This window comes from Pseudomonas spartinae (genome assembly GCF_965197125.1).
Classification (GTDB): domain Bacteria; phylum Pseudomonadota; class Gammaproteobacteria; order Pseudomonadales; family Pseudomonadaceae; genus Aquipseudomonas; species Aquipseudomonas composti_A.
Genome location: NZ_CBDAMB010000003.1, coordinates 523,508 through 537,067 on the forward strand (window position 1 = coordinate 523,508; position 13,560 = coordinate 537,067).

General features: G+C 63.0%; 13 protein-coding genes. 2 read left to right on the plus strand and 11 right to left on the minus strand.

Going from position 1 to position 13,560, the window contains the following annotated elements:
* Window positions 1-4: 4 nt before the first annotated feature.
* The 7 genes from ACN8M7_RS09880 to ACN8M7_RS09910 all read right to left on the minus strand — a co-directional run bounded on the left by ACN8M7_RS09880 (window position 5) and on the right by ACN8M7_RS09910 (window position 6,677).
* Window positions 5-694 (minus strand): hypothetical protein, encoded by a 690-nt coding sequence (locus ACN8M7_RS09880; protein WP_490260629.1) that lies wholly within the window; start codon window positions 692-694, stop codon window positions 5-7.
* Complete coding sequence (locus tag ACN8M7_RS09885) at window positions 691-1,263, minus strand: RNA polymerase sigma factor (RefSeq protein ID WP_061239034.1); 573 nt, start codon at window positions 1,261-1,263, stop codon at window positions 691-693. Before ACN8M7_RS09885 ends, ACN8M7_RS09880 begins: the two co-directional genes overlap by 4 nt.
* Window positions 1,260-2,948 (minus strand): vWA domain-containing protein, encoded by a 1,689-nt coding sequence (locus ACN8M7_RS09890; protein ID WP_490260630.1) that lies wholly within the window; start codon window positions 2,946-2,948, stop codon window positions 1,260-1,262. Before ACN8M7_RS09890 ends, ACN8M7_RS09885 begins: the two co-directional genes overlap by 4 nt.
* A gap of 87 nt (window positions 2,949-3,035) precedes the next feature.
* On the minus strand, window positions 3,036-4,481 hold the full coding sequence (locus ACN8M7_RS09895) for an aminotransferase-like domain-containing protein (RefSeq protein WP_061239032.1): 1,446 nt from the start codon (window positions 4,479-4,481) through the stop codon (window positions 3,036-3,038).
* A 190-nt stretch (window positions 4,482-4,671) separates the two neighbouring features.
* On the minus strand, window positions 4,672-5,484 hold the full coding sequence (locus ACN8M7_RS09900; RefSeq protein WP_490260631.1) for an OmpA family protein: 813 nt from the start codon (window positions 5,482-5,484) through the stop codon (window positions 4,672-4,674).
* Complete coding sequence (locus ACN8M7_RS09905) at window positions 5,484-5,834, minus strand: DUF4398 domain-containing protein (protein ID WP_490260632.1); 351 nt, start codon at window positions 5,832-5,834, stop codon at window positions 5,484-5,486. The genes ACN8M7_RS09900 and ACN8M7_RS09905 overlap by 1 nt, the downstream gene beginning before the upstream one ends.
* A 9-nt stretch (window positions 5,835-5,843) precedes the next feature.
* Window positions 5,844-6,677 (minus strand): substrate-binding periplasmic protein, encoded by an 834-nt coding sequence (locus ACN8M7_RS09910; RefSeq protein WP_061239029.1) that lies wholly within the window; start codon window positions 6,675-6,677, stop codon window positions 5,844-5,846.
* A 113-nt stretch (window positions 6,678-6,790) separates the two neighbouring features.
* On the opposite strand from ACN8M7_RS09910, the gene ACN8M7_RS09915 reads away from it, so the two are divergent.
* On the plus strand, window positions 6,791-7,717 hold the full coding sequence (locus ACN8M7_RS09915; protein ID WP_490260633.1) for an alpha/beta fold hydrolase: 927 nt from the start codon (window positions 6,791-6,793) through the stop codon (window positions 7,715-7,717).
* Between the two features lie 64 nt (window positions 7,718-7,781).
* Here ACN8M7_RS09915 and ACN8M7_RS09920 read toward each other — a convergent pair whose 3' ends face one another.
* Both ACN8M7_RS09920 and ACN8M7_RS09925 read right to left on the minus strand, forming a co-directional pair.
* Window positions 7,782-8,711 carry an electron transfer flavoprotein subunit alpha/FixB family protein gene (locus ACN8M7_RS09920; protein WP_061239027.1) on the minus strand — a complete coding sequence of 310 codons (930 nt, stop codon included), beginning with the start codon at window positions 8,709-8,711 and terminating at the stop codon, window positions 7,782-7,784.
* Window positions 8,712-9,461 carry an electron transfer flavoprotein subunit beta/FixA family protein gene (locus ACN8M7_RS09925; protein ID WP_061239026.1) on the minus strand — a complete coding sequence of 250 codons (750 nt, stop codon included), beginning with the start codon at window positions 9,459-9,461 and terminating at the stop codon, window positions 8,712-8,714.
* Between the two features lie 324 nt (window positions 9,462-9,785).
* Here ACN8M7_RS09925 and ACN8M7_RS09930 point away from each other — a divergent pair, with 324 nt between their 5' ends.
* Entirely contained in the window at window positions 9,786-11,450 is a 1,665-nt protein-coding gene (locus tag ACN8M7_RS09930) for an electron transfer flavoprotein-ubiquinone oxidoreductase (protein ID WP_490260634.1), read from the plus strand.
* Window positions 11,451-11,536: 86 nt separating this feature from the next.
* Here ACN8M7_RS09930 and ACN8M7_RS09935 read toward each other — a convergent pair whose 3' ends face one another.
* Entirely contained in the window at window positions 11,537-12,313 is a 777-nt protein-coding gene (locus tag ACN8M7_RS09935) for an SDR family oxidoreductase (RefSeq protein WP_490260635.1), read from the minus strand.
* A gap of 2 nt (window positions 12,314-12,315) precedes the next feature.
* A complete protein-coding gene (locus tag ACN8M7_RS09940) occupies window positions 12,316-13,527 on the minus strand; it encodes an O-succinylhomoserine sulfhydrylase (RefSeq protein ID WP_061239023.1) in 1,212 nt (403 codons plus the stop codon).
* Between the last annotated feature and the right edge of the window lie 33 nt (window positions 13,528-13,560).

Consider the following 13,560-nt stretch of genomic DNA (forward strand, 5'->3'; position numbering starts at 1 on the left):
ACTTTTACCTCTTGCTTCCTGCATCGGGCTGCTCGGCCGCCAGGTGGGCGAGTTCGGCCTCGACATCCAATTGCGGATAGTCGGCCTTGAGCTGCTCCAGCAGCCGCTGCGCCTGCTCCTGCTCGCCCGCCCTGCGCAGCTCCAGCAACCGTAGCAACGCCTCGCGCGGCTCGCTCTGCATCACCAGCTCGGCCATGGGCGCAAGCGCGGCAGCACTGGCCATCGGAGCATCGGCCATCGCAGCCTGCGGCGCCGAGCGTGCCATTTCCTCACTCCTCATGCGCGCCTGCGGTACGGCCATACGCGCTACCGATTCGCTCTCGGCAGCGCGCTTGGCTGCCATCGGCGCGGGCGCCGGTGCAACGGGGCTCATCACCACGCTGGGCGGCACGGCATCGAAGGCATCTGGCGTCTGCTCCAGTGTGCGCCAGGTCAGGCTGATGCCGATACCGACACAGGCCAGCCCGGCTATGGCCACCGACCAGCGCTGACGGCCGCTGCCGAACAGCCAATGGTGCAGACGCTGCGCCCAAACAGCTTCCGCACTGTCGGGTCGATGCGCGTTGCCAGCCGCCGCGCTGGCAGCCGCCAGGATGCGTGCATCGAGCTCAGCCGAGGGCTCGCCGCTGCCATGGGCACGGAAATGCGCCAGCAGCGCCTGTTCGTGATCCAGTGGTTCTCGTTCATGGGTCATGCGGACAACTCCTCGGTGGCCAGCAGCCGGCGCAGCTTCTGCAAGGCATAGCGCAAACGGCTCTTGACCGTCTCGGCCGGCGTGCGGGTCAACTCGGCAATCTCGTTCAATTCCAGGTCGCCATGGGCGCGCAGCAGGAACACTTCGCGCTGGTCTTCCGGCAGGTCGGCCAGCGCCGCCTGCAGCCGCTCCCTCTCGCGACTCAGGCTCCAGTGCTGCTCGGGGCCCGGCTGCGAGTCGGCCTGGGCATGCAGGCCCTCATCGTATGGGTCATGCCCAGCCTGATGGCGGCCCGCCTTGCGCCAGTGGTCGATCAGGCGGTTACGCGCAATCTGGTACAGCCAGGTCTTGAACAGCACCGCCTCGCGCTGCTCGCTCTGACTGCGTACCAGGCTCATCCAGGTCTCCTGGAACACTTCCTCGGCCAAGGCGTGATCGCCGCACAGGCCGAGCAGAAAGCGAAACAGGCCCAGTCGGTGGCGCTGGTAAAGCAGGTTGAAGGCCGCGGCATCGCCGCGGCGGTAACGCCGCAGCAAGGCGGCGTCGTCATCCGTGAAAGGTGCGTTCACTGCTGAACTCGTGCGGGAGTGGAAGGCGGAGTGTGCAGGCTCTGGGCGATTTCGGCCAGTTGGATGAACTCGCCACGCAGCCCGAAGCGATCCTCGCCCTTGGCCGAGCGCGCCAGCTCGATGCTCTGCGCCAGGTCGAAGTCGCCGGTGTAGCGCCCGTCCTTGAGCTGCTGGGCGAAGGCCGCGACCGCCGCCGCAAAGCGCAGGTCCTCACTGGCAGACGCCACTGGTTTGGCCTCGGCACGCGCGATAGGCCGCTCCAGCAGGCGGCTGGCCGCCTCGCCCGGGGCCTTGTAACGAATCCGCAGCCAGGCCAGTTCGCCGCTCTTGCGCGCGGGCTGAGCGCTCACCTGATAGCGCAGCGGCTCCAGCCAGCCCTTGCCGCCAGCCGGGACGATCTCGTAGAGCGCGGTGACGGTATGCCCGGCGCCAATGTCGCCTGCATCGACCTTGTCGTTGCTGAAGTCCTCGCGCTTGAGCGCACGGTTCTCGTAACCCAGCAGGCGGTACTCGCTGACCTCGGCCGGGTTGAATTCCAGCTGCAGCTTCACGTCGCTGGCCACCGTGGCCAGGGTCGAGCCAAGCTGATCGACCAACACCTTGCGCGCCTCACGCAGGTTGTCGATGTAGGCGTAGTTGCCGTTGCCGGCATCGGCCAACTGCTCCATCAGGCGTTCGTTGTAGTTGTCCACGCCGAAACCCAGGGTGGTCAGCGAGACGCCGCTCTTGCGCTTGTCGGCCGCCAGTTGCTTGAGGCTGTCGAAGTCGCTGATGCCAACGTTGAAGTCACCATCGGTGGCCAGCAGGATGCGATTGATGCCGCCGTCGATCATATGCTTGCTCGCCTGCTGGTAAGCCAGCTGAATGCCGGACTCGCCCGCCGTCGAACCGCCGGCGCTGAGCTGATCGATGGCCGCACGAATCTTCGCTTTGTCGCTGCCGGGCGCGGAATCCAGCACCACCTGACTGTCACCGGCATAGGTGACCAACGACACGCGATCCTGCGCGCGCAATTGATCGACCAGCAGCTTCAGGGTGCCCTGCACCATTGGCAGCCCTTCACGACGATGCATCGAACCGGACACGTCGACCAGGAACACCAGGTTGGCCGGCGGCAACTCCTCGACGCTGCGATCCGACGCCTTGATGGCGATACGCAGCAGGCGCGTCTGCGGGTTCCATGGCGTCACCGCCAACTCGGTGCTGACACCAAAGGGCACATCACCTTGCGGCAGCGGGTAGTCGTAGGGGAAGTAGTTGACCAACTCTTCCAGGCGCACGGCGTCCTTCGGCGGTAGCTGCCCGCCATTGAGGAAGCGCCGCACATTGGCGTAGCTGCCGGTGTCGACGTCGATGCTGAAGGTGGACACCGGCGTCTCGGCGACGGCGAATACCGGGTTGTCGGCATAGGCCTGGTACTGCTCGCGCGACTCGTCACGGTAGCCTGGCGGCAAGGTGTCGGCGATGGGCGCGGGGGCATAGGCCATCGACGCCATGCGCTTGTGACTGGCCTCGGCAGTTACGGGCGCGGCCACGCGTTCACGCAGCAGAGAGGTCGCCGGCGACACGCTGGTCTTGGCCTCAGGTTCCGGACCCGAGGCACTGCAGGCGGCGAGCAGCAGCAAGGCACCAGCCGAGAAACCGGCGGCGAACGGACGAACGAATAGCGGGCAATGAGCGAACATGGTGCAGCTCCTGAGCAATGGTACGAAACCTTCGCTCAGGTAGACGCAACCCTGTGCCGAAGCGGGTTAAACCGCGACGCTTTTTTCTCAGCCTTCCCAGGCAGTGCCCGTCTCCTGGCACAACTGCGTGGCCAGCATGCCCAGGGTCATCAGCGCCCTTTCGGCCTCACGGTTCCAGGGGATACCGCAGTTGAGCCGCACACAATGGTTGAACTGCTCGGTATTGCTGAAGATCAGCCCCGGTGCGATGGAAATGCCCTGCTGCAAGGCGCGAACGTGCAGATCCTTGGTGTTGACCCGCGCCGGCAGGCTGACCCAGAGGATGAAACCGCCCTTGGGCCGGGTCATCTGCGTGCCGACCGGGAAATACTGCTGCACCGCCAGCTGGAACGCGCTGAGATTCTTGCGGTACTCCTGACGGATATGCCGCAGGTGGCGGTCATAGCCACCATTTTCCAGATACGCCGCCACCGCCATCTGGGTAACGCTGCACGCCGAATGGGTGGAAAAGGTCTGCAGGCGCTGAATCTCGTCCTGGTACTTGCCGGCGACGATCCAGCCGATACGCACACCCGGCGACAGCGTCTTGGAAAAACTCGAGCAGTAGATCACCCGACTGTCGCGGTCATGGGACTTCAACGACTTGGTCGGGCCCTGTTCGAACATCAGCTCGCCGTAGATATCGTCCTCGACGATCTGGAAATCGTAATCGCCAGCCAGTCGCAACAACTGACGCTGACGCTCCTCGGGGATGGTTCCGCCCAGTGGGTTGGACAGCCGCGCCGTCAGTACCAAGGCCTTGATCGGCCACTGGTTGGCCGCCAGTTGCAGGGCCTCCAGGCTGATGCCGGTAGTCGGGTCGCAGGGGATCTCGATGACCTTGAGTTCCAGCAGATCGGCCAACTGCAGCAGGCCATAGTAGGTCGGCGACTCCACCGCAATCAGATCGCCCGGCTTGGTCAGCACGCGCAGGCTCATCTGCAGCGCATCGACGCAGCCGTGGGTGATCACCACCTCGGACGGATCGACCACCACGCCGGCATCGCGCATGCGGATCGCCACCTGGCGACGCAGCGGCTCGAAACCGGGGCTGAACATGTAGCTGAACGCACGCGGGCTGTGAAAGCGGGTGACCTTGGCCAGTTGCTGATGCAGCGCACGCACCGGCAGGTAGTCGACATGCGGCACCGCAGCGCCCAGCGGGAACACCCCCTCGCGACGCGATTCGGTGAGCACCTGGTTGATGATGCTGGCGCGAGTGACCAGCCCCGGGCGCTCCACCCTGGCGATATCCGGCGTCGGCGCGGTCAGTGCGGGGGTCTGATGCACGTAGAAACCGGACTGCGGCCGGGCGCGGATCAGGCCCTGGTCTTCGAGATTGGCATAGGCCTGCAACACCGTGGCGTGGCTGACGTTGAGCTGCGCACTCATCTTGCGCACCGAGGGCACCCGCTCACCCGGCTGGTAGACACCACGACGAATATCCTCGGCCAACTGTTGGGCGATGCGTTGGTAAAGCAACAGATTGGTCATGGCCGGGTCCTCGGGTTCACTGAACCATAACAGTAATCTATTGCTACATAATTGTACCGGCACAGATAAAACAATTTTTCGCCCGCAGCACTGTGCCGGATGGCGACGTCCTCACGCCGCCCCCATCGCCCCTCGATTCAGAGCACAAAAAAGCCCCGGACCATGCCGGGGCTTCTTATGCGGCGGACATTCAGCGTTCGGCGCCGAGCTGGCCTCGCTCGTCGGAGAAGACGATCTCCACCCGCCGATTCTGCGCCCTCCCACGGGCGGACGCATTTTCCGCGACTGGGAAGTCGACGCCGTAACCGGCCACCTGAATACGCTTGGCATCCACGCCCAGGTCGACCAGCAGGTCGGCCACGGCCTGAGCCCGCGCGCGGGACAGCTCGAGATTCTCGGTAGCATCGCCAGTGTTGTCGGTGTAGCCCTCGATCCGCACCCGGCGCTGCGGGTTGATCTGCAGGAACTGCACGAGCTTGAGCACCGTGCGGTTGGCTGCCGGTTGCAGATCAGCGCGGCCGGCATCGAACAGCATGTCGCCCAGGGTCATCACCAGGCCGCGCTCGGTCTCGCTGGTGGCAAGACTGACCATCTGTTCTTCCAGCCAACCATTGTGCTGCTGCACGCTCATCAGCTTGGCCTCGCGCAACGTCAGTTGCAGACGCTGGCGCTCCAGCTCGAGCTTCGCCGCGCGCTCCTGATTGAGACTGATATCGCTGTGCTGCCGGGCAATCGCGGCATAGCGCTGACTGAGGTAAGCGTAATGACGCACATCGTCGCCACTGCCCCAGTAGCTGGACAGTCGCTCGGCACGGGCCAGCGATTCGCCTGCGCGAATCACGTCCTTGGGCGCTGCACGCAGGACGCTGGGGTCTTCCTTGACCGACTGGAAGCTCAGACGCGCCTCTTCCAGCGCCTGCTCACTCGCCACCTGATTGGCCGCACAACCACTGAGCAAGACACCGATCAGCGCCAGGCTGCCCAGGTTACCGAAAACCTTCATCACATGGCCCCCAGCTGCTGGCGCAGGCGGCCGATACGCAGATTGAGTTCGTTCAACTGCTCCCGCCCCTTGGCGTTGAGGTGCTCGGCCTCGGCCAGGCGCGCGTCCAGTTCGGCCTGTTCGGCGAGCTGGCGCGCCTGCTTGTTTTCATCGTCCTGCATGGCGGCCTGGGCCTGCACGAACTTGTCCTCAGCCTGGCGCAATGACTCGGATTGCTCGCTGACCACACCAAGGGACTTGGTCTGCGCCAAGGCCTGTTCGGTCAGCCGCAGCTGTTCGGTAGGCGCGGGGTCGCTGGCGCAGGCCGTCAAGCCCAGCGCCAGCAGCAAGGGAAGGGTTCGATTGATCACGAAAATTTCCTACTGAGTGACGTCGCCAACCGGGTCGGGCTGCATCTGCTGTGCCTTCCAAAGCTCGAGATTGCTTTGCAGGAGTTGCTCAGGCAGGCCGGCGGAGACCATTTCTGTCATCTTGCGAGCGAGCTGTCCGCGCAACCAGGGTTCGTTGCAGGCCGAGTTGTGCGACAGGGTGAGGTAGAGACCTTCACTCGAGATCGGCGGATCCAGCACCTCGAGGTCATCGTCCATACCCAGCGTTTCGGCTAGCGCCAGGCCGGGATAGTGCTCATAAAGCACATAGTCGGTGCGGCCGAGCAGCAGCTTCTGGAACGCCTGAGTCAGGCTGGAAACGCCCTCCAATGTCAGGTTTTCCTTGGCAAAACTGTCGAACTGCTGACCGAAGCTGTTGCCCACCAGGGTATCGCCCTTGTGCCCCTGCAAGTCGATCCAGCTGCCATAGGGGAAGGCTTCGTCCTTGCGCACCCAGACCACGCTGGGGGTGAAGAAGAAAGCCGGATGCACGTAATCCATGTGCTCCAGACGCGGCAGGGTGACAAAGGCGCCGGCGAGCAGGTCGACACGGCCGGTGCGTACTTCGTCCTGCGCCCTTGACCAGGGGCCGGTGTAAATCACGTCGATCACGACACCAAGCTCCTTGGCCAGGTGCTTGAGCAGGTCGGCGTTGGCCCCGATCAGTTGCTGCGGGTTCTGCGGGTCACGCCACAGGTAAGGCGGATACTCCGGGTTACCGGTCGCCACCAGGCGCTCGCATTTACCAGCGGCGAAGCCAACCGCCGGCATCAGGACCAAAGAGCCCCACAGCAACAACGACTTAAACGGACAACGCTTAGGCATCGGCTACTCTCGGTTCATGCGTTGATCGGCAGGATGACGAAGCACCCCGGAAACCTTCTGTGTTCATGCTAGCTTAATGGCGCTGCCATAATAATTAGCGATAAGGACGCGCCATGAAAAAACTGCTGCTCTCGCTACTGGTGCTGCTACTGGCCAGCAGCGCAATCCTTTACTTCGCTCCCGCGACTCAGCTCACGGCCCTGCGCCTTCTGGAGCAGGAGCGCGCCGGCCTGAGCCACGAGCAGCTACGTGTCGGCGATCTTAACATTCATTACTACCGGGGAGGACCGAGCACGGCCGAAACCCTGGTACTGATCCATGGCTTTGCAGCAGACAAGGATAACTGGCTGCGCTTTTCGCGCCACCTGAGCAACGACTACCAGGTGATCGCGCTGGATCTGCCAGGCTTCGGCGACAGCGACCATCCGACCGGCAGTTATGACGTCGGCACCCAGGCCGAGCGCCTGGCCAGCATCCTCGAAGCGATGGGCATCGACAAAGCCCACGTGCTGGGCAATTCAATGGGCGGGCATATCGCCGCACTCTACGCGGCCCGTTATCCGCAGCGTGTCAGTTCGCTGGCCCTGTTCGACAATGCCGGCATCGACGCCCCCCACAAGAGCGAACTGTTCCAGCGGCTGGAGAGCGGCGCTGCCAACCCGCTGGTCGTGCGCAGCCCGCAAGACTTTCAGCGCCTGCTGCAGTTCGTCTTCGTCGAGCCACCCTATCTGCCGGAGTCGCTCAAGCAGTATTTGGCCGAGCAGAGCATGGCCAACGCAGCGCACTACGATCAGGTTTTCCAGCAACTGGTCGAACGCTACATTCCCCTCGAGCCCGAGCTGCCCAAGATCCAGGCACCCACCTTGCTGCTGTGGGGCAGGCAGGATCGCGTGCTGGATGTATCGAGCATCGACGTCATGCAGTCGCTACTAGCCAAGCCCAGCGTGGTGATCATGGATAACGTCGGTCACGCACCGATGCTCGAACGCCCCGAAGAAAGTGCCCTGCTCTACCGCCGTTTTCTCGACGGCCTGAAGTAACGGATTCGCAGGCAATAAAAAACCCGCTCACCAGAGCGGGTTTTTCTGTAGCGGGAAAAGCGGTTTAGACCAGCTTTTCCAGCTCCGGTACGGCTTCGAACAGGTCAGCAACCAGACCGTAGTCTGCCACCTGGAAGATCGGAGCCTCTTCGTCCTTGTTGATCGCAACGATCACCTTGGAGTCCTTCATACCGGCCAGGTGCTGGATCGCGCCGGAAATACCGACGGCGATGTACAGCTGCGGCGCGACGATCTTGCCGGTCTGACCGACCTGCATGTCGTTCGGTACGAAGCCGGCGTCGACCGCAGCACGAGAAGCGCCGACAGCTGCGCCCAGCTTGTCAGCCAGGGCATAAAGGTGCTTGAAGTTGTCGCCATTGCCCATGCCACGGCCGCCGGAAACGACGATCTTGGCAGCGGTCAGTTCCGGACGATCGGACTTGGCCAGTTCTTCACCGACGAAGGACGACTTGCCGGCATCGGCCGGGCCGGAGACAGCCTCGACAGCAGCGGAGCCACCTTCGGCAGCAGCGGCATCGAAACCGGTGCTACGTACGGTGATCACCTTGATAGCAGCACTGGACTGCACGGTAGCGATGGCGTTACCGGCATAGATCGGACGCTTGAAGGTGTCGGCGCTCTCGACCGAGATGATCTCGGAGATCTGGTCGACATCCAGCGCAGCAGCGACGCGCGGCAGGATGTTCTTGCCGTTGCTGGTAGCAGCAGCCAGGATGTGGCTGTAGCTCTTGCCCAGCTCGGCTACCAGCGGCGCGACGTTTTCCGGCAGCTGGTGCTCGTAGGCAGCGTTGTCGGCAACCAGAACCTTGGCCACGCCAGCGATCTTGGCAGCAGCTTCGGCAGCAGCGCCAGCATTGGCACCGGCTACCAGAACGTGAATGTCGCCACCGATCTTCTGCGCCGCAGCAACGGTGTTCAGGGTAGCGGCAGCCAGAGCGGCATTGGTGTGTTCAGCGATAACCAGGATAGTCATTTAGATTACCTTCGCCTCGTTCTTCAGTTTCTCGACCAGTTCAGCCACGGACTTGACCTTGATGCCAGCGCTGCGGGCAGCCGGCGCTTCGACTTTCAGGGTCTTGACGGTGGAGGCGGTGGAAACGCCCAGAGCATCCGGGGTAACGGTTTCCAGCGGCTTCTTCTTGGCCTTCATGATGTTCGGCAGCGACGCGTAACGCGGCTCGTTCAGGCGCAGGTCGGTGGTGACGATCGCCGGCAGGTTCAGCGCAACGGTCTGCAGACCGCCATCGATCTCACGGGTGACGTTGACCTTGTCGCCGGCCACCTCGACCTTGGACGCGAAGGTGCCTTGGCCGAAGCCAGTCAGGGCGCCCAGCATCTGGCCGGTCTGGTTGTTGTCGCTGTCGATGGCCTGCTTGCCCATGATGACCAGCTGCGGCTGTTCCTTGTCGACCACTGCCTTGAGCAGCTTGGCCACGGCCAGGGAATTCAGCTCGTCAGCGGACTCGACCAGAATGGCGCGGTCGGCACCCAGAGCCAGCGCGGTGCGCAGTTGCTCCTGAGCGGTAGCCGGGCCGATGGTGACGACAACGATCTCGCTCGCCACGCCCTTCTCCTTCAGGCGTACGGCTTCTTCCACGGCGATTTCGCAGAAGGGGTTCATGGACATCTTGACGTTGGCGAGGTCGACGCCGCTGTTGTCCGCCTTGACGCGAACCTTGACGTTGTAGTCAACCACTCGTTTGACAGCTACAAGAACCTTCATGGATTCCTCGTTACTCTCCGGTGAATAAGAATGTCGCCCAGGCGAGCCTGGCCAGTGATGCAAAATTGGCCGCAACCAACCTTTCAGCTCAGACGGCGAGCGCAAAACCGCCCGTATCTTGACCCCGCGGCCTGGCCCGGTCAATACAGCGAACCGGCCGGTCATCCGCGATGTAGTACGATTCTAACAGGCCTACAGAAAATTCAAACAAACGTTTGTATTGGCCCGCTGAGAGGGTGTAGATATAATGCCCACGCCGTGCTTAGGGAGCGAGCCGCGCCCTCCCCTATAAAACATCGAAGAGCCTTGAGTAGGAGATAGCCTGTGGAACGCGAATTTATGGAGTTCGACGTCGTCATCGTCGGCGCCGGCCCATCCGGACTGTCCGCCGCCTGCCGACTGAAGCAGAAAGCCGCTGACGCGGGCCAGGAGATCAGCGTCTGCGTGGTCGAGAAAGGCTCCGAAGTTGGCGCTCACATCCTCTCCGGTGCGGTCTTCGAGCCGCGCGCCCTGAACGAACTCTTCCCCAACTGGAAAGAGCTTGGCGCCCCGCTGAACACCCCAGTCAAGCGCGATGACATCTATCTGCTGCGCGACGCTGACAAGGCTACCCGAATTCCTGACTTCTTTGTGCCGAAAACCATGCACAACGAAGGCAATTACATCATTTCCCTGGGCAACCTGTGCCGCTGGCTGGCCCAGCAAGCCGAAAATCTGGGCGTGGAAATCTACCCGGGTTTCGCCGCTCAGGAAGCACTGATCGACGAGAACGGCGTAGTGCGCGGCATCGTCACCGGCGACCTGGGTGTCGACCGCGAAGGCAATCCCAAAGAGGGCTACTACACCCCCGGCATGGAACTGCGTGCCAAGTACACCCTGTTCGCCGAGGGCTGCCGTGGCCATATCGGCAAGCAGCTGATCAACAAGTACAACCTCGACAGCGAAGCCGATGCCCAGCACTACGGCATCGGCATCAAGGAAATCTGGGACATCGATCCGGCCAAGCACGACCAGGGTCTGGTGGTACACACCGCCGGTTGGCCGATGGACATCATGGGCACCGAGAACACCGGCGGCTCCTTCCTTTATCACCTGGAGAACAACCAGGTGGTGGTCGGCCTGATCATCGACCTGTCCTACGCCAACCCGCACCTGTCGCCGTTCGACGAGTTCCAGCGCTACAAGCACCACCCGGTGATTGCCAAGTACCTGGAAGGCGGCAAACGCGTTGCCTACGGTGCTCGCGCCATCTGCAAGGGCGGCCTGAACTCGCTGCCGAAGATGGTCTTCCCCGGTGGCGCGCTGGTCGGTTGCGACCTGGGCACCCTGAACTTCGCCAAGATCAAGGGCAGCCACACTGCGATGAAGTCCGGCATGCTCGCCGCCGACGCCATCGCCGAAGCGCTGGCAGCCGGCCGTGAAGGCGGCGACGAACTGACCAACTACGTCGATGGCTTCAAGGCCAGCTGGCTGTACGACGAACTGTTCCGCAGCCGCAACTTCGGTGCAGCCATCCACAAGTACGGCGCCATCGTCGGTGGCGGCATCAACTGGCTGGACCAGAACATCTTCGGCGGCAAGGCGCCCTTCACCCTGCACGACAACAAGCCGGATTACGCCTGCCTGAAGCCGGCCGCAGAGTGCACGAAGATCGCCTACCCGAAACCGGACGGTAAACTGAGCTTCGACAAACTGAGTTCGGTGTTCCTTTCCAACACCAACCACGAAGAAGAACAGCCCTGCCACCTGAAGCTCACCGATCCGAGCATTCCGCTGGCGAAGAACCTGCCACTGTACGACGAACCGGCGCAGCGCTACTGCCCGGCTGGCGTGTATGAGGTGGTGACTCAGGAAGACGGCGAGAAGAAGTTCCAGATCAACGCGCAGAACTGCGTGCACTGCAAGACCTGCGACATCAAGGATCCGGCGCAGAACATCACCTGGATCGCCCCGGAAGGCACTGGCGGCCCGAACTACCCCAACATGTAATTCGGCGCGGCATGAAAAAGGCTCCTTCGGGAGCCTTTTTCTTTATGGCAACTGCAGCCGCAGCTGCCGGTGTCGAGCCGCCACGCTCAATCCTGATAGATCATCTTGCGGCTCATGCCGCCATCGATGACGAACTCCTGGCCGGTGACGAAACCGGCCGCATCGGAGAGCAACCAGGCCACCTGTGCCGCGACATCCTCCACGGTACCGACACGACCGACCGGGTGCTGCGCATGATCGAACACCGACAGCGGCTCCAGGCGCTGCTGCGACGGATCACGGGCATCGATCCAGCCCGGACTGACGCAATTGACCCGCACCTCCGGCCCCAGGCTGACCGCCAAGGCATGAGTGAGCGCCACCAGGCCGCCCTTGCTCGCGGCGTAGGCCTCGCAATCGGCTTCGGACTGACGGGCACGCGTCGAGGCAATGTTGACGATGGCGCCGCGATGACCGCGCAGGTAAGGCGCGCAATGTTTGGCCAACAGCATCGCGCCGGTCAGGTTGACCGCCAGCATGCGGTTCCAGCGCTTGAGATCGAGCGACTCCAGCGGTGGCGTGTGGGGATCGGAGAGCGCCGCATTGCATACCAGCGCATCGAGACGACCGAACTGACCGAGCACCTCGGCGACACCGACACTGACCTGATCTTCCTTGGCCACGTCCATGGCCACGAACCAGGCATTATCACCCAGCGCACGCGCCACCCTGGAACCACGCTCACGGTCGACGTCAGCCAGCACCACCTGCCAGCCCTCGGTGATCAGCCAGGCACTGATGCCCAGACCAATGCCACGTGCAGCGCCGCTGACCAGTGCAACGCGCCCATTATTGGGCGTGTCGTCGTTACCCCACTCGAACATGCTCAGAGTGCAGCCAAGCCGCGCGCCAGATCCGCCTTGAGGTCTTCCAGCTCCTCCAGGCCCACGGCAACGCGAATCAGGCTGTCGCTGATCCCGGCATTGGCACGCTCCTGCGGAGTCAGCCGGCCATGCGATGTGGTGGCCGGGTGAGCGATGGTGGTCTTGGTATCGCCCAGATTGGTGGTGATCGAGATGACACGGGTGCCATCGATGACCTTCCAGGCCGCCTCGCGCCCGCCCTTGACCTCGAAACTGACCACCGCACCAAAGGCGCTTTGCTGCTGCTTCGCCAGTTCGTGCTGCGGATGACTGGGCAGGCCAGCGTAGTAGACACGCTCGACCTGCGGCTGCTGTTCCAGCCACAGCGCCAACTGCAGCGCGCTCTCGCTCTGCGCACGCATGCGGATACGCAGCGTTTCCAGGCCCTTGACGAACATCCAGGCGTTGAACGGGCTCAGGGTCGGCCCAGCGGTCCGCAGGAAACCGACCACTTCCTTCATCTGCTCGCTGCGACCTGCTACCACTCCGCCCAGGCCGCGGCCCTGGCCATCGATGTACTTGGTCGCCGAATGCATGACGATGTCGGCGCCGAGCTTCAACGGCTGTTGCAGCGCGGGCGTGCAGAAGCAGTTGTCCACCGCCAGCAACGCACCCTGCGCATGGGCTATTTCAGCCAGGGCAGCAATATCCACCAACTCGGCCAATGGATTGGACGGCGACTCGACGAACAGCAGCTTGGTATTGGGTTTGACTGCAGCCTGCCAAGCCTGCAGATCGGCCAGCGGCACATAATCGACTGCGATGCCGAAACGCTTGAGGTACTTCTCGAACAGGCTGATGGTCGAGCCAAATACGCTGCGCGACACCAGCACATGGTCGCCGCCACTGCACAGGCTCATGACGATGGCGAGGATCGCCGACATGCCCGAAGCGGTGGCCACCGCCTGTTCGGCGCCTTCCAGTGCCGCGATGCGCTCCTCGAACGTGCGCACGGTGGGGTTGGTGTAGCGCGAATAGACGTTGCCCGGCACTTCACCGGCAAAACGTGCGGCGGCATCAGCCGCCGTGCGGAATACATAACTGGACGTCAGATACAGGGCTTCGCCATGCTCCCCTTCCGGCGACCGGCGCTGGCCGGCGCGAACCGCCAGAGTGTCGAAGCCGACGCCATCCAGATCGCTGTCGAGCCGGCCCGCTTCCCATTCCAGTGTCATCTCTCTACCTCACGAATAAGTAGCCCGGACGCA